The sequence below is a fragment of the Limosilactobacillus frumenti DSM 13145 genome (genome assembly GCF_001436045.1).
Lineage (GTDB): Bacteria > Bacillota > Bacilli > Lactobacillales > Lactobacillaceae > Limosilactobacillus > Limosilactobacillus frumenti.
The window spans coordinates 124,838-146,720 of sequence record NZ_AZER01000013.1 but is presented as its reverse complement, the minus strand read 5'-3'; the positions used below and the strand labels follow the sequence as shown (position 1 = coordinate 146,720).

Here is a 21,883-nt window from a genome sequence, read left to right as displayed (position 1 = left end):
CCCGCGACCCCCACCATGGCAAGGTGATGTTCTACCACTGAACTACTTCCGCATATCGCTATAACATAATTGTATGTTACACGCGTCAGAGTAAATTGTCAATAATTTTTGAAATAAAAATTAAAATTCTATTTCAATGCGGATGAAGGGACTCGAACCCTTACATCAAAATGATACAAGATCCTAAATCTTGCGCGTCTACCAGTTCCGCCACATCCGCAAATATATGGAGGATACAGGGCTCGAACCTGTGACCCTCTGCTTGTAAGGCAGACGCTCTCCCAACTGAGCTAATCCTCCATATTAACAAGGCAAATATCCGAACCTTGTTAATATATCATTTCACTTAATGCTTGTCAAACTACTTTAAGCCCAATGATTCTAACTTCTGATCAATCTGGGCCAACACTTGGCGGGCAGCAGATGGATCTTCAACAAAGTCGTATTTATCACCATTAATTAACATCTTAGGGCTAGCATCGTAGTCCTGGTACCACTTGGCATACCGTTGGTTCAGATTCTTGTAGTAATCGTATAAGGATGGGTCATTAGCGATCTGTTCATATGAACGCCCCCGCTTTTTAATTCGCTTCAGCATCGTATCAAAGGAAATCTGAATGGTAATCAAAAGATTAGGAGCTTTCTGATGACCCTGGGCAGGGAGTTCTTCCATCATGTTCCGCAATAGTGAAGAATAAATATTTGATTCTGTTTCAGTTGCCCGGCCCATATCAGCATTTAGCTTAAAAAGAAGGGCATCTTCAAAGATCGAGCGGTCTAAAACGTTCAGGTCATTGTTAAATGAGTCCTTAATTTCATCAATCCGACGATTCAAGAAGTAAATCTGCAATAGGAAGCCATACTTCTTAGGGTCCTTATAGAACAGTGGCAAGATCTTATTGTCATCCACTGATTCGTAGAATGGCTGACTGTTCAAATGGTCTGACAGCAGCTTCGTTAAGCTCGTCTTACCGGCGCCAATTGTTCCTGCTAATGCAATCATGACTATTCTCCTCCGTAAATAATCCGTTTTGCGATACCCAACCATCTTAACATTTAAAGAAAAAAGAAGATACGATTAATTCACCGTATCTTCGATATTTTAATTATTCTTCTGTTGATTCGTACTTTTCGCCCTTCGTACTCTTGGACAAGTCGACTTGCTTCAGTGGAATCATGTGCGTCTTGTAACGGATCTTGTAGTAGAAGAACAAGATCAAGAACAGTGGCACACTCATGTATGTCATCAAGATGTTTGCCCAATCCAATTTAACGAAAGCATCAACATTTTGGCCCAAAATAACAATCGTACAAAGGACAAATGCAAAGATTGGTCCAAACGGATACATGGTTGCATGGTACTTCAGGTCAGAAACTAAGTGACCCTGAGCAACGTATGCTCGACGGAAACGATAGTGTGAAATGGCAATCCCTAACCATGCCAAGAATCCACACAAACCAGAAGCATCAGTTAGGTACAGGTATGCTTGCGGAACGATAAACTGAGTGGCAAAGGCCAAGGTTGATACAACCATGGTCCCCAGTAAAGCATAAATTGGAATTCCCCGCCGGTTAACATAACCGAAGAAGCGCCATGCGTAACCTTCCCGGGCTTGTGAGTACAGCATCCGCGTTGAGGCATACAGTCCCGAGTTAGCGGCAGAAACAACCGCAGTCAAAATAACAGCGTTCATAACACTCGCCGCAACTGCTAAACCAGCCCGCTTGAAGATAATGGTAAATGGACTCATCGTAATGTGGGTAACATCTGAGTTCATCAAATTCTTGTTGGTATATGGCAGTACACAAGCAATGACAAAGATCGCTAAAATGTAGAATAAGAGAATCCGCCAGAAAGTAGAATGGATAGCCTTAGAAATTGATTTTTCAGGTGTAGCAGCTTCACCAGCTGTAATTCCGACTAATTCGGTCCCTTGGAATGAGAAACCAGCAACCAAGAAGACGGAGATAATAGCTGGAACCCCACCAACAAATGGTGCTTTCTTGTAGTGGAAGTTGCTAAAGCCAACTGGCTTGCCGCCCATAATTCCGAGGATAATGGCAATACCAACAATCAGGAAGACAATAACCGTTACCACCTTAATCAGGGCTAACCAGTATTCTGTTTCCCCATAGGAACGAACTGATAAGTAGTTAATTAAGAAGACAAGAATCAGGACAACCGTTGAGAACACCCAACTTGGAACATGTGGTAACCAGAAATTCATTACGATTCCGGCACTGGTAACGTCAACTGGGATCGTAATGGCCCAGTTAAACCAGTAGTTCCATCCCATAGCAAATCCTAGTGCTGGATCAACAAACTTAGTTGAAAAGGCAGAGAAAGAACCAGTTAACGGCATGTAGGTGGACATTTCACCTAAACTAGTCATTAAGAAGTAAACCATGATCCCCATAATTCCATAGGCAACCAGGGCCCCACCAGGTCCGGCCGTAGAAATGGCTGATCCAGATGTGATAAACAGACCCGTTCCGATCGTCCCACCAAGGGCAATCATTGCCAGGTGCCGAGTTTGCAGTGTCCGGTGAATATGACCAACGTTGCCCTGACTACTTGAATTTTCTGACATAAGAAAACTCCTCCATTTTATTCAATCCAAAAATAAAAAAGGCTTCAGCAGGAGCCCCCACTAAAACCTCGTTGTTATTTCACCGTCAGTTTTAAGGAAGCGCTCCGCTGATAATGCGACAGTCTGTGGCTTATTCAACCCCAGCCCAACGGCCACCAGATTAAGCTGGTAGTCGTTTCGGCACAACTCCCCTTTTCAATCCTGCTCCGGTCCTTAATAACCTAACAGCACGTACTGATGAAGTGTGCGACCTCTTCATTGATTTCTCATTATACTCTCATTAATAAGAATCGCAACTACAATTATTATTTATTGGCAAATTGCCAGCGCTGAATACCGTTACGACTAGCGATCAAGGAAAAACCGCAGTGACGAACAACGGCCTGTGATGGACCATTATCAGTCTTAATATCGGCGGTGATGATGCTTATTCTGTGCTGACGAGTTAGTTGAGCAATGACTTGTTGAACTGCCGCTGATGCAATCCCCTGATTCTGAAATTGCGGCAAGACAGCATAACCGACCTCCCACTGTTTGGGAAGTATTTCACCTTCCTGGCCATACTGGTGACCGAGCAATAAGATGCCAACAGTTTGCTCATGAAACGTAATGGCAAAGAGGTGTTCACGCGCCGCTATCAGCTGAATGCCCAACAGCCCCATTGTTGGTGAGTACGTCAATCCAGCTGCTAATAAAAGTGCTGGATCTTGTAATAGTGGTGATAATAATTGGGTATTTTGCTGCCCGATAGTAATTAACTCTAACTTTTTCATACATATTCCCCAGGAAATAAGAAATGTGGCCGCCCTATTAAGCGTCCACATCCATCTAACATATTAAATTGCTGAATCAGACAGGAAACCAACCTGTTGTAACTTAGGTGCCCACATAACATAAAGCCATTCAGCAACCTGCAGCCAAGCGTAAGCCAGTAGCATGGCACCAATTGTGTCAGCTGGCCAGTGGGCATATAGGTATACCCGCGAAACCGCTAAGAAGAAGACCGCAAAAATCAATAATAATTGGCAAATGGTCCGCACGGAGGCCTTTTGAATGATTGGAATTACAATCAAGAACAAGATTCCAGCCACTAAAAAGAATCCTAACACGTGACCACTAGGAAAACTGTAACCATCATCAGCTGCCAAGTGTTGAGCTGGCCGCACCCGCTTAACGAAATGCTTAATTAGTGTTCCTAAAACATCCCCACCAAGAATGGTACATACTGCCCACACTGCAGGAATTTTATAGCGGCGAAGCCACATTACAATCGCAATGATCAGTACCCAGACAATATCCAGTACTGGCTTACCAAGAAAAGTCAGTAATGACATCAGAGCATGGAACCAGCCGGCATTTTCCAATCGTTGACTAGTGAATAGTGATTGGAAAACAGCATCAATGGTTGTCCCCACAGCAGCGTTAAATTTGACCATTAACATTAAAACAATAAAAGCGACGGCACTAATCGTGAAACGTTGCCACCGCCGTGAATCGTGAACAATTAGCATTGTTTTTCTCCTTGAATTCAATATAAATAGAAGTATAGCACACCCTTAACGAGTCGCGCCGGCTCTTTTTCGCAGAAGCTTTTTCAGATAGCCAAGGGCACGAATCATTAATTCGCCTAACCCAAAGCCAAGGGTGATCGCTCCCACAATGACAATGACCTGGTACATATAAACCATCACCAAATGATTATTGCCAATGGCGAAATTACGAACCATTTTATAAGCCTGACCGCCAGGTACGAATGGCACCAAAGCGGGAACATTAAAGACAATCATGGGCATCTTGCGATGACGCGCCGCAAACATCGAAAAAAGTGAAATGAGGATAGCGGCCACAAGGTTGCTGATCGCTAGACCACAATGATGTTGGTAGTACATCACCCAATAAATAACCCAGGTGATGCCACCAATCAAACCGCTGGCATTGTATGCCTTTACCGGAATGTGGAGTAAAACGCCGAAACAAACCGTTGAAATATAGGAGAGAATAAATTGAAGTAATAAATTCGTCCAACTCATGATGGTCCCTCCTACTCAAAGCGCAAGACGAGCACAATAGCAGACCCAATTGCAACTGCTGTCAGAAGCGCTTCAATTCCCCGGGTCGGTGCGGAAATCAGGTTTCCAGATACCAAGTCACGAGCGGCGTTAGTTAATGGAATTCCCGGAACGAGAGGCATAACCCCGCCAATGATAATATCGTCAGCGTTAGTAGCCACGCCCAACTTGACACCCTCGCAGGCAATCAGGCCAATCACAATTGAAGCACAGAACTCGCCCAAATATTGGATTTTGAATTTACGGACAATAAACGAAAAGACAGCGTAACTCAGACCACCGGCAATAAAGGCCAACCACCAGTCAACAATATCCCCCGTAAAGACAACCATCAAAACAGCACTTAATATTGCTGCCGCTAATGCTTCAAACTGATTCTGCCAGTGACCGGCCTTTTGACGATCAATTGACCGTAATTGGGCATACGCCTCTGGTAACTGAAGAAGGCCCGCGGTAAACTCACGGGAAACTTCATTAACAGCGGCTACTTTGCTAAGGTTATTTTGACGACGCCGAATATTGGCCACTTGCGCGTTTGGCAGGTTGTCACTTCCTAGCACCAGTCCGGTCAATGTTGTAAAATCCTGAAATTGGCGCAGACCCGCTGCTTTTGCCATTCGTTCGATAGTATCATTCACCCGTTCCATGTTGGAGCCGTTCTCAATTAATAAACGGCCCGCCAGCACGCAGGTACGTAAAGCCAAGGTTCGACGTCGTTCGGTCAGCATGGTAGTGCCTCCTTGATCTGTTATTTATCAGCCCGAATAAAAATATTATGTGAGGCCTTGTAAGAGACATTAATTGGTTGGTCAGCACCAGCCTTTTTAATTACCAATGGCCCTTCGAATGGTTCATGACGAACAACTGTCACTTCATCACCAGGCCGCAATTGCAATTCTTCAAGATAGGTTAGCAACTCATGATTATCCAAGAAGCGTTCCAGTGTTACCTTTTCGCCGTCCTTTGCGTCCGCCAATAGGACTCGGCTAACCTCAGGAAATTCACCAGAAGCTGATGGAATCACCCCACCATGAGGACAAGCTTTGGGATGTTGCAGAAAGTTATCTAAGGCAGTTGCCAAGCGATCACTTGTCTGGTGTTCTAAAACCTCCGCCTCCTGGTGGACATCGGCAAAGTTATAGTGGAGCTTATCAACTAAAAACGTTTCCCACAGACGATGCTTGCGAACCAATTCGGCCGCATACTTTTCGCCCTTGGGAGTTAAACTAATTCCCGCGTATGGTTCATGAACTACTAACTGCTCATCAGCTAGCTTAGAAACCATTTCCGTTACTGAACCTGCAGCGATCCCTAGGCCTAAGGAAATGTCCTTATTAGAAACCTTCTTATGACTGCCACCAAGTTCAAAGATAATCTTCAGATAATCTTCCTTCATCGGTGTCAACTTAATAACTCCTCCTTATATATGGAAGCCTACGATCGGCTGTTGCTTTTGAATTGTGTAAACGATTCTATAATACACTATAATGTGATCTTTGGCTAACCTAATTTTTTTGTTAATAGGGCTTTGAATATGCTAGAATGTTGATGTGAATTAATTGTGGGGGAATTCAATATGCAAAATCAAAGTATGACCGGTAAACGTTTTTTTGCCGTCACCCTATTAAACGTCCTGATTACGGTCGTCGAAATCATCGGGGGCTTGATTTCAGGAAGTTTAGCTTTACTGTCTGATGCTTTTCATAACCTGGGTGATTCGTTCTCAATTATTCTGGGCTATGTGGCATCAGTTATTTCAGGGAAGCCGGAAACCTCCCGCCGGACGTATGGTTATCGGCGTGCAGAAATCTTGGCAGCACTAGTTAATGCCACTTTTTTGATTGTCGTTTCCGTTTTCTTAATTATTGAAGCGGTCAAACGGTTGAACCATCCAACCCATATTAATGGTGGCATCATGTTAACCGTGGCGGTCATTGGTTTCGTTGCTAACTTAGTTTCAGCATTACTGCTTCATTCCGGGAGTCACGACAATCTCAATGTGAAGGCCACCTACCTTCATATTCTCAGTGATGCCCTTTCTTCAGTAGCCGTAATCCTTGGTGGACTAATTTTAACGTTCGTTAATGTTTCGTGGTTGGACCCGCTGTTGACCATTGCCGTCGCCGTTTATATTGCTTATGAAGCTTGTCCAATCATCATGCAAACCTTGAAGATCCTAATGCAATCAGCTCCTAACCTTGACTATGAAGCAATTGCTCGTGACCTAAAAGATCTTAAGGGCGTTAACGATGTCCATCACATCCACGCTTGGATGATTGATGAACACCGGATTATTTTCTCTGCTCACTTGAACTGCGACGACCTGCCGTTGAGTCAAATTGAACCGATTTACGGTGAAGTGGAAAATCTCTTGCATGATAAATACGGCATCTGCCACGTCACGATTCAAGCTGAATGTCACCGGGGTAGTGATGAACAGTTATTCAACACCCCGGGTGATAAGAAGAATATGGGTTCTGATGCTAGTTTTAAGAAATAGCTGGAAAAGAAAATCACCTCGGCTACGAAAAGCTGGGGTGATTTTTTCTATTACGTTAAATTCGTTTAGAACAATTTACCAACGAAGTAGTGGATGGTAACGGTGATTAAAGCAATAATGATGTTCCGAATAACGGCAACTTTTACCAGTCCATTCCCCAACTTGGAAGGAATGAATCCGGTCAGCGCACTCGTTAAGACAACCGCTAAAATAACGGCATACCACTTATAAGCTGCTGGTGCAAAAGTCATGGCGCATAGTGGGAAAATCCCACCAGCAGCAGCGGAAAACAGGGATGAAAAGGCCGCATCCCACGGGTTCAGGTAGTGGCCTAATTCAATATCATACTTAACCCGGACAACGGTCTGAAGGGGCTTCTTACTGAGCAAATCCTTGGCGATTTTCATGGACGTTGCTTCAGAAACACCCTTTTGAACGTAGTAATCTTTGACAGCATCTAATTCAGCCGCAAAATCAGTCTTAAGTAACCGTTGTTCCGCTTCAACGGCTGACTGTTCAGTATCCTTCTGGGTAGAAACAGAAGCATATTCACCGGAAGCCATTGAAAAGGCACACGCCAGCAAGTCAGACAGGCCGGCAATAAAAATGGTAAAGCGGTTCGTTGTGGCCGCAGCAACAGATACAAGGACCCCGACAACGGTTAGAATCCCATCATTAGAACCCAAAACACCGGCACGAAGGGTGTTGAGCTTTTCTTCCATTGTTTGTTTTTGGCGTTTAATTTTAGTCATCTAGCTCACCCCTCCTTAGCGTGCAAATAATTGCCCGATGACGTAGGTTACCCCCATCGTCAACAGACCAGCAACCGCGTTTCGAATACTTGACTTCAGCCGGTTCGAATGGCCCAGAACGGCTGCACAGTAACCAGTAATTAATAGTGCAATCAGCACCGCAATGGCTGTCGCTAAGATCCGCACATTTGTTGGTGACATTGTCACGGCAACCATCGGTAAAATTGACCCCGTTGGGAAAGAAATAAATGAAGCAATTGCGGCTGCATATGGACTGGTGAAGTCACGCGGGTTAAAACCATACCGTTCCTGAACCGCTGTGCCTAACGCATCCTTGTCCATTAATTCCTGGGTCGCCTGTTTAGCTAAAGCAGGATCAATATCCTGGCCTTCATACTTCTTTTGGACATAGTCAAACTCTTCCTGGTATTGGTCAGCCAACCGTTGCCGTTCAGAAATCAAGGCCATCTTTTGTGAATCCTTCTGGGTAGAAACAGAAACATATTCTCCCATACACATTGAAATCATTCCGGCCAGGGTCCCCGATAAGCCAGAAATCAGAATTGCGTAAGCATTGCTAGTCGCCGCAGCAACACCAATAACAATCCCGGCAATGGAAATAATTCCATCATTAGCACCCATCACACTGGCCCGCAAAACGTTGACCTTTTGGGCTAATGACATTTTTTCTTTGCCATTTGATTATCCCCTTCTAAAATTAAATTAGAATCATTATAACATGTTTATTCAGATTACCAATAGTCGTTCTTATAAAAGATTTATCTAAGTTATAAGGATTCCAAATAATTATTCCAACCAAAAAAGGAGCCACGAGTCATTCGTGAAGCTCCTTTATTTCTAAAATCAGTTAGAAAACGGAAAATTATTCGTAACGTTCAATGGCAGTGGTCCGGATAACGAAGACCGAAGTTCCGGCATGCTTAGTCATGTAGGAAGCCTGTGAACCAACTGCCTTCCGATTACCCCACTTACCAATAGAACCGACAACTAACAAGTCTGGTTGGAAGGCTGGGATAACATGGTTGCAGATCCGTTCAGCTGGACGGTCACCCTTGTCAACAATAGCGGTAATCTTACTTGCATCCACACCATAGTTGACAGCAGCTTTGACATATTCATTAATACGCTTCTTCAGTTCATCGGAACTAGAGTGAACGTAGTCCTTATCCAGAATTTGGTAAACATTAACGTTACCAGTTTCCAAAATAGAAACAATGCCTAATTCAGAGCCATCACGCTTAGCCTTATCAACAGCGTATGAAAAAGCTGCCCGGGCATCAGGTGCGTCATCAACACCGACTAAAATCTTCTTGAATCGCTTTGGCTTGATTTCAAACATGAAATGATTCCCCTCTCTGTGGTCCTGACGATCAATTGATTATCTCGATCGCAGTAAAGATTCATCTACTATGTTACTACTGTTCTAGCATTTGTAAATATATTATTTTGGTTATCCTAAAATTAAAGTGGTGAAGCTTAAAATTCTTATTTGAATCAATAGCATTTTACCGTCAAGACGATTATGATAAAAGAGTACCTAATATTAAGGAGGTCGCAACATGGCAGAAGATATGATTACCAACTACTTCTATGATGAAGCAGCCTACAATTACCATGATGGCGGTTATGTTCCCCTGGAAGAACCCCAAACGGAACAAAAGCCGTTAAACATTCCTAGTTTGTTAAAGCCCGATAAAGAAACCGCAACAGATATGTACTACACAATTGTTGCTCAAACCGGTGAAGTACAATTACTCCCTGGGCAAAAGACAAAGACCTGGGGATACAATGCCCCACTGCTCGGACAAACGGTTGTCTTTAAGCGCGGGAAGACCATTCATTTACACCTGGTCAACCACTTGCCAGAAGTCACCACATTCCACTGGCACGGTTTAGCAATCCCCGGACCAATTGAAGATGGTGGTTGTCACGCTCCAGTTTATCCTGGCCAAAGTCGGGACGTCAGTTTTAAGATCAACCAACCGGCCGCATTTGTTTGGCTCCACGCTCACCCGTGTCCATCAACAGCCGAACAAGTTTGGCATGGTCTTGCTGCTGGAGCAATTGTTCAGGATGAGCACGAAGCAAGCCTGCCATTGCCACGCAACTACGGTGTTGATGACCTGCCAATCATCTTGCAAGACCGGCGTTTCCACGAAAATAACCAGTGGGATTACCGGGCCGATTACGATCCGGATGGTGTTGCCGGTCCAACGCCAATGATCAATGGGACGATCAACCCCTACTTCGATGTCACTACTCAAAAAGTACGGCTCCGTTTCTTAGATGGTGCTAACCGTCGTGAATGGCGGTTGCACTTCTCTGATGACCTGCCATTTACACAAATTGCTGGTGATCTGAGCCTATTACCACACCCCGTCAAGATGAATAAGCTGCTTATTACCTGTGCAGAACGTCAAGAAATTATCGTTGACTTCGGCAAGTACAAGCCTGGCGATGAAGTCATCTTATACTCCGACGATGTTCCATTGATTCACTTCCGAATCCACGAATTCAAGCCTGACAATACTGTTTTACCTAACACCCTATACCAGCGGCCAGATCCAGAAGTTGACCCTGATGTACCAGTTCACCACGTTACCCTTGATGGAATGGATGAATCAGTAGCCATGAACGGTAAGAAGTTTAAGATGGACCGGATTGACTTCAAGATGCCACTGAACCAAGTTCAAATTTGGGATATTTGCAACACTAACCCTGCTCCAGGCATGATCCACCCTTATCACATGCATGGGACGGCCTTTGAAGTCATCTCCCGTGATGGGCACGCACCTTATCCAAACGAATTAGGGCTGAAGGATACCGTTGCTATTAACCCAGGCGAACACGTTAAAATCAAGCTCTGGTTCGATGTTCCTGGTGTCTTCATGTATCACTGCCACATCATCGAACACGAAGATGGCGGCATGATGGCCCAGCTACAAGTCATTGACCCTGCGGACCCTGATAAGAAATACAAATTAATGGATCACATGACATTGATGAAGGCCTTCGCTGAAGAACGCCACGTTCCAATGGACCAGCTATGGCTCGGCGGGATGGATTCCTATAAAAAGATGGGAATGGAAATGTAATACTTCATTCTCCAAGCACTGTTACCACAACAATTCCGTTGTGGTGATGGTGCTTTTTCTTTTTCTGAGAAGCTGTTCACAACCATATAAAAGTTCTATAATTAGAGGCGTTTGAGAATGTTTCATTAACAAATTTATAAACTACATTGGGGGATTTTAAGAAAATGTCAATGATTGAATTCCACAATGTCCAAAAGTACTATGGTAAATTCCATGCACTCAAGGACATTAACCTCACCATCGATGCTGGGGAGACGGTGGTCTTGATCGGCCCATCTGGTTCTGGCAAAAGTAGCCTGATTCGCACAATTAATGGTCTGGACCCCATTCGCGATGGTCAACTAATCGTTAACGGCTTCGACCTTGCTGATAAGAAGACCAACGTTAACCTGATTCGTAAGGATGTTGGAATGGTTTTCCAGCACTTTAACCTTTACAACAATAAAACCGTCCTAGAGAACATTATGCTAGCGCCACGGATTGTCTTAAAACGACCAGAAGAAGAAAACCGGGAATTAGCAATGCAGTTGCTCAAAAAAGTTGGGTTGGAAAACCAAGCTGAAAAGATGCCCGCACAGCTTTCTGGTGGTCAAAAGCAGCGAATTGCAATTGCCCGGAGTTTGGCAATGAAGCCTAAGTGCCTGCTCTTTGATGAACCGACCAGTGCCCTCGACCCTGAAATGATCGATGACGTGCTCGACGTTATGAAAGACATTGCCGAAAACTCAAATATGACGATGCTTGTGGTCACCCACGAAATGGGCTTTGCTCGTGCCGTCGCTGACCGAGTTATTTTCATGGCAGATGGCCGGATTTTGGAAGATGACTCCACCGCCAAGTTCTTCGATGACCAGCCAAGTACCCAACGGGCGCGTGACTTCATGAGTAAAATTAGTGGTCACTAGGAGGCAGCATAATGAAAAAATTATGGCATTGGATTGCTCTCTGTGCTGTCCTTCTGACCGTTGGTGGCCTTGCTGGCTGTAGTAACCAGTCAGTTGCAAAACGCGACGTTCTCTCCGCAGATATGAAGAGTAAGCAAATTACCTGGGGTGTTAAATCTGATACCCGCTTGTTTGGTTTGGAAAATATCCGGACAGGCAAACTCGAGGGATTTGAAATTGACCTCGCCAAGGCAATGACGAAGGAAATCCTCGGAAAAGATGGTAAGTGCGTGTTTGTTCCTGTCACCTCGGGTACGCGGGTACCGCTATTAAAGAATGGTAATATTGACGCCATCATGGCCACAATGACGATTACGCCAGACCGGGCAAAGCAGGTTGATTTCACCCACTCATACTTTGACGCCGGCCAGTCACTACTAGTCAAAAAAGGGAGCCCCATTAAGAATATTCAGGATCTGAACCATAAGGGGGCCGTAATCCTTGGAGTTTCTGGTTCCAACTCAGTTAAAAACGTTGCTAAGATTGCACCCAAGGCGCGGGTTTTGCAATTATCGGATTATGCTCAGGCAATGACTGCCCTTAAATCAAAGCAGGGTCAAGCATTGACAACTGACAATGGGATTCTTTACGGGATGGCCAGTGAAAACCCTGGATACGAAGTTGTTGGTGGTAACTTTACCAAGGAACCATACGGAATTGCGGTTAATAAGAACCAGCAGCGTTTCCGCAATAAGCTCAACTGGGCACTGGCTCGGTTAGAGAAAAACGGGACATATAACCGGCTCCTGTTAAAGTGGTTCGGAAACGTTAAAGGATTTAACTATCAGGAGATGAAACGATAATGTTAGAAATTATTAGTAGCCAGTGGCCATCCCTCCTGAGCGGCCTCTGGAACACAATATTATGTAGTGTGATTGCTTTAATCGGCAGTCTGATCATTGGAACCTTCTTTGCCCTTCTGGAAATTTCCAAATATAAAGTAATTCGGATCATCGGCTCTGTCTATGTTGAAGTTTTTCGGAACATCCCTTTGCTGGTGATTGCGATGGCTTTCTTCCTGATTGTACCCATGTACTTTACAAAGATTAGCGGCTTCACTGCTGGAACGATCGGCCTAACACTATACACTTCGGCCTTCATTGCCGAAACAGTGCGGGCCGGCATCAATTCAGTGGAAGCCGGTCAGTTGGAAGGGGCGTTGGCGAACGGATTAACCACGGGCCAAGCAATGCGTTACATCATCCTTCCGCAGGCATTCAAAGTAATCATTCCACCGCTCGGTAACCAATTTATTAACCTGGTTAAGAACTCCTCTGTCTTAGCCTTTGTGGCTGGTTTTGACCTGATGTATGAGGGAAACATGATTGCCAATGATACTCTGCAGACGATTCCAACCTACTTCATCGTTGGTATCATGTACCTAATCATTACGTTGCCGTTAAGTTATTACATGCGGCACTTGGAAAAGAAATTAGCTTAGGGGAGGCGTGAACATGCAAAATTTTATTGATGCTTATTCATGGGTTAACGTGCGCTTCCTTCTCCAGGGATTATGGATCACGATTGAAATCTCTGTTGCTTCAATTATTTGTAGTTTTATTATCGGGACGCTACTCGGCATTATCCGTTATGAAAAGATCCATTACGTTTCAGCAATCGTGGGCTTTATTATTGACCTGATCCGGAACCTGCCACTCCTGTTGATCATTTTCTTCACCTATTTTGGTTTACCAAACATCGGGATCAAGCCAGAAATCATTCCGGCCGCCATTATGGCCCTGACGATTTTTGAATCTGCCATGGTCGCGGAAATTGTGCGTTCAGGAATTCTATCAATTGATTATGGACAAACTGAAGGGGCATTAGCTAACGGATTGACCAAGTGGCAAGCCTTGCGCCTAATCGTCTTACCACAGGCAATTAAGAACATGCTGCCCGCACTTGTTTCACAGTTTATTTCGTTAGTTAAGGATACGTCACTGGCAACCATTATCGTACTTCCAGAATTGATGTACCATGCACAAATCATTTACGGGCAAAATACGAATTACATTATTCCAATGTTCGTCGCATTAGCGGTAATGTACTTTATCGTTTGTTATTCTCTGTCGCTCCTTGCCCGCTATTTAGACCACCACATGGCCTAAATTAGAACAAAAGAAGACCGTCACCTTCGTAAATCACGAGGATGACGGTCTTTTTGTATCTCTAGTATTGAATTGAAAAGCCAAAGTGCTGGTGTTTACCTGTTAAGCGATCAACGTGACGTTCCATAACATTACGGCGTTGGCCAAACATCATCCAAATTGTTAACACGATGATTACCACAGCAATCAGTAATAATGATAACCAGTCAACACTCGTTAATGTCCCGACGATCTTGCTGCTATTAGAAGTAACAAAGCTAATCCAATCACTAGTGAAGTGCATTAACATTACCAACCATAATTGGCCGGTATAGACATACGTAACTGCCAAGAAAAGGCCAACTAGTGTGGCATTCAGTGCCTGATAAATGGTTAGCGGCACCGATTGGCCAGCAAGCAAGATATTACTCAAATGCATCAAGCCAAAGAGTACTGCTGAAGTCACCAAGGCAATCGGAAGACGCTGCTGGACGTTATGAAGGGCATCAAAAAGCACTCCCATAAGAGCAAAGCGGAATAGGGTTTCTTCACCAACTCCAGACTCAAAAGCCGTGCACGTCAGTTCAAAGACTCGTTGGTGGTTCGGCAATTTGAATCCAGAAAACAATGGCGCCAAGGCAGCAACGAAGAAGAGCACAACAAGCAGTAACAAAATCCACCAGTTGAAGTCGCCGCTAAAGTGTGGCTTCAAGCCCGGCCATGATAGGTGCCATGCCCGCATAACCGTAGTGATAAGAATGAAGTAACCCATCGCGCCAACTGCTCCAGTAGTTAGTAAGGCGGATAACTTTGGATTATTAATCAAGTCCAGTGGCAAGTTAAAGTACGGATAAATGACGTTCCAAAACATCCACAATACAAATAAGAACCGTTCCCAGTCTGCATGCAGCTGCCCACCAATGACACTTGCAAAGGGGGCGTACATCACGAAGTAGAACAAAATCATCAGTGAGACAACACCCCGTGATGGCATATGCAGAAGAACGATCATTTCCCGGGTAATAACACCCCAGGCAAAGGTTAAAATGACCGACTGGGCAATTGCCTGGAGCCAAGCGTTAACTCGGCAAACAATGGGTGGTAAGTGTGGTGTCAATTCAATTCCTAGGCCAATCGCCAAAATGATTACCATCCACAACAGACGGAGCCAAATATTACGACCAAGTTCAAAGTTCCGAATCATCATGAATAGAATCACTAAGGTGGCGGCAATCTGAACCCGATACCAGATTTTTAAGTAGTCTCTTCCAGTCATCGAGATTCCTCCAAATTAAATAGTTACTAAAATTGATCATACCAAATATATTGATTGTTTTTTAGCCCTAATTACCAAAAAATCGCTCTGAGCGCTTAATTTCTCAGAACGATTGATATATTTATTCACCAGCAGCAACAGGTTGCTCCTGTTTGTTATTCTTCTTGTGGTGAGCCCGATGATGAGAATGGACCTGCTTCTCTTCCTGCTTTTGGTTAGCATTTTGAGAGCGGTGATTCTTCTTTTTATTGCTTGGTTGACGGTAATGGTGGTTTTCGTAATGCTTATCACCATTCAAAATCGTAATCATTGGAATGATCACTGGCCGCCGCCCGGTCCGGGCATAAAGCAGCTTCTGCAGGCGAGAAATAATTGTCCGGTTCAAGGCTCGCCGGTCAACCCGCTTATGATTCTTAAAGGTGTTTAAGATTGCCCAGAAGACTTCGTGGTTGGCGGCCTTGATTAGTTCTTGGGATTCATGCATGTAAACAAATCCCCGGGAAACGATATCTGGCCCCGCAACAATCTGGTAGTCCTTCAAGTCGACAACAGCGATGGCCGTAACCACCCCTTCTTCAGACAACAGTTGCCGTTCATGAATTTCGGGGTTACCGACAGTATCACCAGCATCACGACCATCGATGTAAACATCCCCTGCAGAGTCAATATGGTCAGCTACGCGGGCAGAATCCTTGGTCAATGCCAAAACGTCACCATTAGCTAAGATAAAGCAGTGATCACGAGGAACACCAGTCATTTCAGCTAATTTAGTGTGAATCTTTTGCATCCGGTATTCACCGTGAACCGGAGCGAAGAACTTCGGCTTCATTAACCGCAGCATAAACTCTTCATCAATTTGACCACCGTGTCCAGAGGTGTGGATATTGTTAACGTAACCATGGATAACTTCCGCCCCGTCTTCTTCTAGTTTGTTGATCAGGGCGTTGACACTGGTGGTGTTTCCTGGAATTGGGTTACTAGAGAAGACAACAGTGTCCCCAGGTTGGATACTAATCTGCCGGTGAGTTCCGTTGGCAATTCGACTTAAAGCCGCCATTGGTTCACCCTGCGAACCAGTACACATGATCATGACTTTTTCAGGCGGATAATTGTTAATTTCATTTTGGTCAATCAAGGAATCCTTGGGAATCTTTAGGTAACCAAGTTCTTGACCAGCGGCAATGGCGTTTTCCATACTCCGCCCAAAGACGGCAATTTTACGTCCCTGCGCAATTGCGGCATCAGATGCTTCCCGCAAACGGTAAACGTTAGAAGCAAAGGAAGCAAAGATAATCCGCCCCTTGATACGTTCGAAAATCCGCCGAATATGGATATCAACCCATCGTTCAGACTTCGTAAACTGTGGACGCTCAGCGTTCGTACTATCGGAAGTTAATAGCAGGACGCCGTCATCCCCCAGCTTAGCCATTTGCTGAAGATTTGGACCAGGAAGGTGACCAACTGGTGTCAAGTCAAACTTAAAGTCCCCAGTTTGAATGATCGTTCCTTGTGGCGTGTGAACTGCCACACCCAAGGTATCAGGAATTGAGTGGGTTGTCCGGAAGAAGCTGACCCACAGTTTCTTAAAGTGGACTTCATCGAATTCATTAATTTCGTGCAGTTCTGCATTCCGAAGCAAGTGCTTTTCTTCCAACTTACCCTTGATTAAGGACATTGCAAATGGACCTGCGTAAATTGGCACATTAACCTTTTGCAGGAAGAATGGTAATCCCCCAATGTGATCTTCGTGACCGTGGGTGATAAAAATTCCCTTGATTTTGTCCTTATTTTCAATCAAGTAGTCATAGTTTTGAATGACATAATCAACCCCAAGCAACTCATCTTCAGGAAAAAGGACCCCACAGTCGATGATGACAATTTCGTCCTGGAATTGAACACAGTACATATTCTTACCGATTTCGCCAAGGCCACCCATGGCGTAAAAGGCAACTTCATTATTCTTGATATTCAGTTTCGCCATAAATATGTCTTTACCTTTCTTTCTAAAATAATTTGTAGTTTTAGGAATGTTAACGAAAATAACTAGCCTAATGCCGAAGATTAGTCTAAGTTGGTTCGTTATTTAGTTTTATTTTTCATCGCACGTAAAACTATTTGTATTGTACCATAAGTCGGTCACTGGCGGAAGAAATCAGCTAAATCAAAAACGCCTAGCAGGTTAAAAACCTCCTCGGCGTTGTAATTAATCTTCAGTTGGTAAAGATTCCTCTTCTTGCTGCCATAATTGGTGAAATGGTGTTGCTGGTTCACCAGATGCATCAAACTTCAGGTCAGTCAGTTCATTAAGAATTTCCTCATAGGCTGGCTTTGAGAGTCGTTCACTAGTAGCTACCAATTCATCATGGGCCATATACAAATTATCATGCAGAATGGCGTTGATCGTGCTCATAACCTTGTTTGATACTTTAGCACCGAGAATTTCCAGGTTATTGCGCCGATATTGGTCAACATAAAAAGAGATAAATGCCTGTAATGCATTTTTCTTTGCGGCATTACTGTTCAACTTACTGTAAGATACTTCTTCAGCCAAGCTCATCGCTGTCCTTCCTATAATCGTCTAAAGCTATCATTTATACCATACCACAAGCAAGTATGGAACGTTAAATCATCCCTGCTTACGGAGGTGTAATTCTGTCTTATCACCATTGATAGTGGCATATACCTCCGTTTCCGGGTCTTCTGCAATCTTTCCAATACTAATTTCAGCTTTATTAGGGCCCGTTTGATTGACATGTAACTGCTGGTCAGCAACAAATTGACGGAATAACTTAATTGACTCCCGATGTGCTTCAGCTTTTTGCACAGCGTTGGTCAATGTATATCCCTGGTCTAAAAAGAATTTAATTGTGCATACTCGGTAGAGCATTTGAATAGGAAACAAGTGGTTTTGATTTTTCTCACCCTGCTCAGAGCGAATATAGTGTTTCTTCTCCCAATAACGGAGTTGACTCGGTGATACCCCCGTCATCTCTGATAATTGGGACATCGTAATTCGTAAATTATGTTGACTCATCATTTGTCGAAATCGTTCTGCTAAAGCTTTCATGAAATACCTCCACTTTCTATAACCGCCAATTATTATGATAAAATCAGTTACTTTTGTCAAATAATTTGACAATGATGTCGAATAGTCTTATATTGATTTGCATTGACTATTTTTCGAAAAGAGGTTTTCTTGGTGGATCAACAATCTGTCACTGTCGATATCAATAATCGGCCATATAACAGAAGTCTAATGGTTCTGGTTCTCCTGATTGGGACCTTTTGTACAATCTTAAACCAGACCATCCTGTCCACGGCCTTCCCTGCTCTGATGACTGCTTTCAATATCAGTACTTCAACAGTTCAGTGGCTGACAACTGGGTTCTTAATGGTGAATGGGATTATGATTCCAATCAGTGCCTACCTTAGTTCCCGTTTTAACACAAAGACACTATATGTCATTGCAATGACGGTCTTTGAAATTGGCACAATTATGTCTTGGTTAGCGCCATCATTCCCGGTCTTATTAAGCGGACGGCTTATCCAAGCCCTAGGTGTTGGGATTACCATGCCCCTCATGCAGAATATCATGCTGACTATTTACCCACCTGAAAAGCGGGGTGCCGCCATGGGGATCAATGGACTGGTCATTGGCCTCGCCCCTGCGATTGGCCCGACCCTTTCTGGATGGGTAATTGATAATTTCAGCTGGCGTTGGCTGTTCGGGATGATCGTCCCAATCGCAGCTGTTGTGATTATTGCCAGTCTGTTCTTAGTTAAAAACGTCATTCCTAATCAAAAGCCACACCTGGATTGGTTATCCGTTATCATTTCAACGGCGGGATTCGGTAGTATGCTATACGGCTTTTCTAGTGTTGGGAACGACGGCTGGACTGACTCCGTCGTAATCACCACGATTATCGTTGGGGCCATCTTAGTCACCTTCCTTGTGTTACGGCAAAATAAACTCGAAGAACCGTTCTTGGAATTCAAAGTGTTCAAAAGTGGCGAGTTCACCCTAGCAACTGTTCTGAGTTCCATCGTAATGATGGCCATGGTCGGGGTTGAATTAGTAATTCCGCTGTACTTGCAGATTATCCATGGAATGTCTGCTTTTCATTCCGGGCTCACCCTCTTATTTGGTGCCCTCTTTATGGGACTCATGAGCCCCATTACGGGAAATCTCTTTGACCGTCACGGCGCCCGTCGACTTGCGATCACGGGAATGTTCATTCTCGCCATTGGCACGATTCCTTTTGCCTTCATTACCCGTGACACCCCCATCATTTACATTGTGTTCTTGTATGCCGTACGGATGTTCGGAATCTCTATGGTAATGATGCCGGTCACAACTGCCGGAATGAACTCCTTACCATATAAACTAATTTCACATGGGACTGCGGTTAACAACACCTTGCGGCAGGTAGCCACTTCTGTCGGGACTGCGATCATGATTTCTGTACTGACGAACGTTACAAATAATCATAAGCCAGCCCATTCATTATTGGCGGCCGCACCGTTGCAATATAAGTCAAAGATGTTTGATGCTACTTTGATTGGTTACCACGCTGCCTTCTGGTTTGCGATTGTCTTTGCCCTGACCGGTCTGGTACTAACGTTCTTTGTCACCAGTGGTAATGGCATTCACTTAAAACTTGATTCTCAAGATATTGTGGGAGAGGAGGATGCTAAATGATTATCATTCTGATGTTTATCTCTGCGATGGCCCTCTTCGCTTGTGTCATGTTTATTAACCACCGTCCGTCCCGTATTGTTGGGACAGTGATCTTTGGTCTCCTTTTCGTGGGCTCAACTACTCTGATGACGTTAAACTACAGTCATCACTTTGGAATGCATACAGTAACCACAACTACAACCAAAACGGTTTACTCTGCCGGTGGCAAGCTACCGTTAGCAATTTACCAGCCTATTGGGAATAGTGGTAAAGATAATGTTTTTATCTATAAAACCAGCTTGAAGCACAGCAAGACTCATCATACCCAGGCTAATGAATACACCACCAGTAAAATGAAGTTTTCAAATCGTCAAGAACCACAGTTAACAACTACTGAGACGCGGTGGTACTTTAAAAATAAATTTTATAAGGCTTTGTACATGTGGTCCGGGATGGATGGTACCTTGATTGAACGGACAAACGTGATTAATTATCCGCAATCATATATTAAGGTTACAACTGGTCAGGCCAAGCAGCTCCAAACCAAGGCCGGCAAAGCAGGTGATGCTATGCAGCATCAAGCCCAGGTTTTCGTCACAAATAAAGTGCAAGCGGCAATGGCAAAGGATCCGCAGATGAGTGCCCAACAAATACAGCAAGTTTCCCGACAAGCCGAACAGGCATTCATGAGCCAAATGATTAAAAGCCAGCTGAAATAATAAAAGAAGCTGGAAGTAACCCAGGGCATTCAAAACTACTAGTAACAAATAAGAGGTTGAGAAAAACATTCTGTTTTTCTCAACCCCTTTTATTCTTGTGGAATGGGACAAGTGAACGTCCGCTGTGTTAACGTGAATGGGTCCTGAAATGAAATCTTTGTTGCCCACAGGCGTTGATGTTGATAGCGAGAAGTGTCTCCGCCATATAAGTGATCCCCAATCAACGGGTGTCCAATTGCGGCCATGTGTACCCGAATCTGGTGTGTTCGACCGGTATGTAATTGAACCCGCAGTTTAGCCCAGTTGGCTTTCTGCTCTTCAACCCAGTACTCAGTAACAGCCTTTTGACCGTCTTCCGCAATCACCCGTTGAGCTTGTCCTTCCCGTCGGGCAATTGGTCGGTTAATAATGCCATGATCATCGTTAAAAGTGCCGGAAACAAAGGCCGTGTATTCTTTCAACATCTTGTGCTGTTGGACCTGCTGACTGATCATACTGGAAGCAACATGGTGCTTGGCAATCAATAGTAAGCCCCCCGTATAACGATCTAAGCGGGTGATTAGGTGGGGCCGCTGGTCGGGTGATCCTTGCTGGACTAGGTAGTTAACAGCCCGGTTTAGAATAGTACCATTATCCACAGATGGCCCGGGAATTGAAGTCACCCCAGCTGGCTTATTGATGACTAACCAATTATCATCTTCATAGGCAATATCAAGTGGCTGATCGCTGAGCTTCACCGCTTGGTCACGGGGCTCTGGCTGAGCAATCACTGTCAACGGTTGGTTCGGAAGGATTTTTGTTGTTGGCCGTACTTGCCGGTGGTCAACTAAGAATTCGCCCTGCCCATTCTTCAGGTCATTAAACAGGCGATGCCCCATCCCCAGCGACTGCAAATATTTCTTGATCTTAATCGGTTCGGTTCCTTGATATTGCCAAGTATTTTCCATTCTATCCTCCATAATATTTGAGTATGAAAAAGAAGCCGGGAAATAATTCCCAGCCTCTTGCTTACATATGACGGTCCGTACGAGACTCGAACTCGTGATCTCATCCGTGACAGGGATGCGTCCTAAACCAACTAGACCAACGGACCATTTGACAACAAATAAAAGTATACGTGACTTCGGTCATCCTGTCAATAAACAATTTAA

General features: G+C 44.3%; 23 protein-coding genes, 3 tRNA genes and 1 riboswitch. Of the genes, 8 read left to right on the top strand and 18 right to left on the bottom strand.

Going from position 1 to position 21,883, the window contains the following annotated elements; genetic code table 11:
* Positions 1-137: 137 nt before the first annotated feature.
* From FD27_RS02840 to FD27_RS02800, 9 genes are all read right to left on the bottom strand, one after another.
* Positions 138-220: transfer RNA gene (locus tag FD27_RS02840), tRNA-Leu, on the bottom strand.
* A gap of 7 nt (positions 221-227) precedes the next feature.
* A tRNA-Val gene (locus FD27_RS02835) sits at positions 228-300 on the bottom strand.
* A gap of 61 nt (positions 301-361) precedes the next feature.
* Positions 362-1,003 carry a deoxynucleoside kinase gene (locus FD27_RS02830; protein ID WP_057749213.1) on the bottom strand — a complete coding sequence of 214 codons (642 nt, stop codon included), beginning with the start codon at positions 1,001-1,003 and terminating at the stop codon, positions 362-364.
* 103 nt (positions 1,004-1,106) lie between these two features.
* Positions 1,107-2,591: an amino acid permease gene (locus tag FD27_RS02825; protein ID WP_057749210.1), complete on the bottom strand. Its 1,485-nt coding sequence runs from the start codon at positions 2,589-2,591 to the stop codon at positions 1,107-1,109.
* An 89-nt stretch (positions 2,592-2,680) separates the two neighbouring features.
* Positions 2,681-2,855: riboswitch (Lysine riboswitch) on the bottom strand.
* A 41-nt stretch (positions 2,856-2,896) separates the two neighbouring features.
* Positions 2,897-3,364 carry a GNAT family N-acetyltransferase gene (locus FD27_RS02820; RefSeq protein WP_057749208.1) on the bottom strand — a complete coding sequence of 156 codons (468 nt, stop codon included), beginning with the start codon at positions 3,362-3,364 and terminating at the stop codon, positions 2,897-2,899.
* 63 nt (positions 3,365-3,427) lie between these two features.
* Positions 3,428-4,102 (bottom strand): phosphatase PAP2 family protein, encoded by a 675-nt coding sequence (locus FD27_RS02815; RefSeq protein WP_057749205.1) that lies wholly within the window; start codon positions 4,100-4,102, stop codon positions 3,428-3,430.
* A 45-nt stretch (positions 4,103-4,147) separates the two neighbouring features.
* Complete coding sequence (locus FD27_RS02810; protein WP_057749203.1) at positions 4,148-4,621, bottom strand: threonine/serine exporter family protein; 474 nt, start codon at positions 4,619-4,621, stop codon at positions 4,148-4,150.
* 11 nt (positions 4,622-4,632) lie between these two features.
* Positions 4,633-5,388: a threonine/serine exporter family protein gene (locus FD27_RS02805; protein WP_057749200.1), complete on the bottom strand. Its 756-nt coding sequence runs from the start codon at positions 5,386-5,388 to the stop codon at positions 4,633-4,635.
* A gap of 20 nt (positions 5,389-5,408) precedes the next feature.
* A complete protein-coding gene (locus FD27_RS02800) occupies positions 5,409-6,065 on the bottom strand; it encodes a metal-dependent transcriptional regulator (RefSeq protein WP_057749198.1) in 657 nt (218 codons plus the stop codon).
* A 171-nt stretch (positions 6,066-6,236) separates the two neighbouring features.
* On the opposite strand from FD27_RS02800, the gene FD27_RS02795 reads away from it, so the two are divergent.
* The gene (locus FD27_RS02795; RefSeq protein ID WP_057749193.1) at positions 6,237-7,160 is read left to right on the top strand and encodes a cation diffusion facilitator family transporter; all 924 of its coding nucleotides are present in this window, start codon (positions 6,237-6,239) and stop codon (positions 7,158-7,160) included.
* Positions 7,161-7,225: 65 nt separating this feature from the next.
* On the opposite strand, the gene FD27_RS02790 is transcribed toward FD27_RS02795, so the two are convergent.
* The 3 genes from FD27_RS02790 to FD27_RS02780 all read right to left on the bottom strand — a co-directional run bounded on the left by FD27_RS02790 (position 7,226) and on the right by FD27_RS02780 (position 9,272).
* Complete coding sequence (locus tag FD27_RS02790; protein ID WP_057749191.1) at positions 7,226-7,912, bottom strand: VIT1/CCC1 transporter family protein; 687 nt, start codon at positions 7,910-7,912, stop codon at positions 7,226-7,228.
* Between the two features lie 15 nt (positions 7,913-7,927).
* A complete protein-coding gene (locus tag FD27_RS02785) occupies positions 7,928-8,596 on the bottom strand; it encodes a VIT1/CCC1 transporter family protein (RefSeq protein ID WP_057749188.1) in 669 nt (222 codons plus the stop codon).
* 199 nt (positions 8,597-8,795) lie between these two features.
* On the bottom strand, positions 8,796-9,272 hold the full coding sequence (locus FD27_RS02780) for a universal stress protein (protein WP_057749185.1): 477 nt from the start codon (positions 9,270-9,272) through the stop codon (positions 8,796-8,798).
* 220 nt (positions 9,273-9,492) lie between these two features.
* Between FD27_RS02780 and FD27_RS02775 the strand changes: the two genes are divergently transcribed.
* The 5 genes from FD27_RS02775 (at position 9,493) to FD27_RS02755 (ending at position 14,080) form a co-directional block, all read left to right on the top strand.
* Positions 9,493-11,028, top strand: coding sequence for a multicopper oxidase family protein (locus tag FD27_RS02775; protein WP_083482676.1), 1,536 nt, complete (start codon positions 9,493-9,495; stop codon positions 11,026-11,028).
* Between the two features lie 164 nt (positions 11,029-11,192).
* Positions 11,193-11,933, top strand: a complete 741-nt coding sequence (locus tag FD27_RS02770; protein WP_057749182.1) for an amino acid ABC transporter ATP-binding protein — start codon at positions 11,193-11,195, stop codon at positions 11,931-11,933.
* A gap of 11 nt (positions 11,934-11,944) precedes the next feature.
* Positions 11,945-12,775 carry a transporter substrate-binding domain-containing protein gene (locus tag FD27_RS02765; protein WP_057749179.1) on the top strand — a complete coding sequence of 277 codons (831 nt, stop codon included), beginning with the start codon at positions 11,945-11,947 and terminating at the stop codon, positions 12,773-12,775.
* Positions 12,775-13,413: an amino acid ABC transporter permease gene (locus FD27_RS02760; RefSeq protein ID WP_057749176.1), complete on the top strand. Its 639-nt coding sequence runs from the start codon at positions 12,775-12,777 to the stop codon at positions 13,411-13,413. The genes FD27_RS02765 and FD27_RS02760 overlap by 1 nt, the downstream gene beginning before the upstream one ends.
* A gap of 13 nt (positions 13,414-13,426) precedes the next feature.
* Positions 13,427-14,080, top strand: coding sequence for an amino acid ABC transporter permease (locus tag FD27_RS02755; RefSeq protein WP_057749173.1), 654 nt, complete (start codon positions 13,427-13,429; stop codon positions 14,078-14,080).
* A 61-nt stretch (positions 14,081-14,141) separates the two neighbouring features.
* Here the strand turns inward: FD27_RS02755 and FD27_RS02750 are convergent, their stop codons facing one another.
* The 4 genes from FD27_RS02750 to FD27_RS02735 form a co-directional block, all read right to left on the bottom strand.
* Positions 14,142-15,335 (bottom strand): CPBP family intramembrane glutamic endopeptidase, encoded by a 1,194-nt coding sequence (locus FD27_RS02750; protein WP_057749170.1) that lies wholly within the window; start codon positions 15,333-15,335, stop codon positions 14,142-14,144.
* A gap of 121 nt (positions 15,336-15,456) precedes the next feature.
* Positions 15,457-17,316, bottom strand: coding sequence for a ribonuclease J1 (rnjA, locus tag FD27_RS02745; protein ID WP_057749167.1), 1,860 nt, complete (start codon positions 17,314-17,316; stop codon positions 15,457-15,459).
* Positions 17,317-17,538: 222 nt separating this feature from the next.
* A complete protein-coding gene (locus FD27_RS02740; RefSeq protein ID WP_057749164.1) occupies positions 17,539-17,892 on the bottom strand; it encodes a hypothetical protein in 354 nt (117 codons plus the stop codon).
* Between the two features lie 69 nt (positions 17,893-17,961).
* The gene (locus tag FD27_RS02735) at positions 17,962-18,402 is read right to left on the bottom strand and encodes a MerR family transcriptional regulator (RefSeq protein ID WP_057749161.1); all 441 of its coding nucleotides are present in this window, start codon (positions 18,400-18,402) and stop codon (positions 17,962-17,964) included.
* Between the two features lie 189 nt (positions 18,403-18,591).
* Here FD27_RS02735 and FD27_RS02730 point away from each other — a divergent pair, with 189 nt between their 5' ends.
* Entirely contained in the window at positions 18,592-20,034 is a 1,443-nt protein-coding gene (locus FD27_RS02730; RefSeq protein WP_057749400.1) for an MDR family MFS transporter, read from the top strand.
* Entirely contained in the window at positions 20,031-20,732 is a 702-nt protein-coding gene (locus FD27_RS02725; protein WP_057749158.1) for a DUF4811 domain-containing protein, read from the top strand. The genes FD27_RS02730 and FD27_RS02725 overlap by 4 nt, the downstream gene beginning before the upstream one ends.
* An 89-nt stretch (positions 20,733-20,821) precedes the next feature.
* Here the strand turns inward: FD27_RS02725 and FD27_RS02720 are convergent, their stop codons facing one another.
* Together FD27_RS02720 and FD27_RS02715 are read right to left on the bottom strand one after the other, a co-directional pair.
* Positions 20,822-21,679 carry an RluA family pseudouridine synthase gene (locus FD27_RS02720; protein WP_057749155.1) on the bottom strand — a complete coding sequence of 286 codons (858 nt, stop codon included), beginning with the start codon at positions 21,677-21,679 and terminating at the stop codon, positions 20,822-20,824.
* Positions 21,680-21,750: 71 nt separating this feature from the next.
* Positions 21,751-21,825, bottom strand: a tRNA-Asp gene (locus tag FD27_RS02715).
* Between the last annotated feature and the right edge of the window lie 58 nt (positions 21,826-21,883).

What these genes read in the sequence shown, in the direction of transcription:
- FD27_RS02810 (WP_057749203.1), bottom strand. Translation starts at nt 4,621, where the DNA reads ATGAGTTGGACGAATTTATTACTTCAATTTATTCTCTCCTATATTTCA.
- FD27_RS02730 (WP_057749400.1), top strand. Translation starts at nt 18,592, where the DNA reads ATGGTTCTGGTTCTCCTGATTGGGACCTTTTGTACAATCTTAAACCAG.
- FD27_RS02740 (WP_057749164.1), bottom strand. Translation starts at nt 17,892, where the DNA reads ATGAGCTTGGCTGAAGAAGTATCTTACAGTAAGTTGAACAGTAATGCC.
- FD27_RS02830 (WP_057749213.1), bottom strand. Translation starts at nt 1,003, where the DNA reads ATGATTGCATTAGCAGGAACAATTGGCGCCGGTAAGACGAGCTTAACG.
- FD27_RS02825 (WP_057749210.1), bottom strand. Translation starts at nt 2,591, where the DNA reads ATGTCAGAAAATTCAAGTAGTCAGGGCAACGTTGGTCATATTCACCGG.
- FD27_RS02760 (WP_057749176.1), top strand. Translation starts at nt 12,775, where the DNA reads ATGTTAGAAATTATTAGTAGCCAGTGGCCATCCCTCCTGAGCGGCCTC.
- FD27_RS02780 (WP_057749185.1), bottom strand. Translation starts at nt 9,272, where the DNA reads ATGTTTGAAATCAAGCCAAAGCGATTCAAGAAGATTTTAGTCGGTGTT.
- rnjA (WP_057749167.1), bottom strand. Translation starts at nt 17,316, where the DNA reads ATGGCGAAACTGAATATCAAGAATAATGAAGTTGCCTTTTACGCCATG.
- FD27_RS02815 (WP_057749205.1), bottom strand. Translation starts at nt 4,102, where the DNA reads ATGCTAATTGTTCACGATTCACGGCGGTGGCAACGTTTCACGATTAGT.
- FD27_RS02805 (WP_057749200.1), bottom strand. Translation starts at nt 5,388, where the DNA reads ATGCTGACCGAACGACGTCGAACCTTGGCTTTACGTACCTGCGTGCTG.
- FD27_RS02750 (WP_057749170.1), bottom strand. Translation starts at nt 15,335, where the DNA reads ATGACTGGAAGAGACTACTTAAAAATCTGGTATCGGGTTCAGATTGCC.
- FD27_RS02725 (WP_057749158.1), top strand. Translation starts at nt 20,031, where the DNA reads ATGATTATCATTCTGATGTTTATCTCTGCGATGGCCCTCTTCGCTTGT.
- FD27_RS02720 (WP_057749155.1), bottom strand. Translation starts at nt 21,679, where the DNA reads ATGGAAAATACTTGGCAATATCAAGGAACCGAACCGATTAAGATCAAG.
- FD27_RS02785 (WP_057749188.1), bottom strand. Translation starts at nt 8,596, where the DNA reads ATGTCATTAGCCCAAAAGGTCAACGTTTTGCGGGCCAGTGTGATGGGT.
- FD27_RS02735 (WP_057749161.1), bottom strand. Translation starts at nt 18,402, where the DNA reads ATGAAAGCTTTAGCAGAACGATTTCGACAAATGATGAGTCAACATAAT.
- FD27_RS02755 (WP_057749173.1), top strand. Translation starts at nt 13,427, where the DNA reads ATGCAAAATTTTATTGATGCTTATTCATGGGTTAACGTGCGCTTCCTT.
- FD27_RS02820 (WP_057749208.1), bottom strand. Translation starts at nt 3,364, where the DNA reads ATGAAAAAGTTAGAGTTAATTACTATCGGGCAGCAAAATACCCAATTA.
- FD27_RS02775 (WP_083482676.1), top strand. Translation starts at nt 9,493, where the DNA reads ATGGCAGAAGATATGATTACCAACTACTTCTATGATGAAGCAGCCTAC.
- FD27_RS02765 (WP_057749179.1), top strand. Translation starts at nt 11,945, where the DNA reads ATGAAAAAATTATGGCATTGGATTGCTCTCTGTGCTGTCCTTCTGACC.
- FD27_RS02790 (WP_057749191.1), bottom strand. Translation starts at nt 7,912, where the DNA reads ATGACTAAAATTAAACGCCAAAAACAAACAATGGAAGAAAAGCTCAAC.
- FD27_RS02770 (WP_057749182.1), top strand. Translation starts at nt 11,193, where the DNA reads ATGTCAATGATTGAATTCCACAATGTCCAAAAGTACTATGGTAAATTC.
- FD27_RS02795 (WP_057749193.1), top strand. Translation starts at nt 6,237, where the DNA reads ATGCAAAATCAAAGTATGACCGGTAAACGTTTTTTTGCCGTCACCCTA.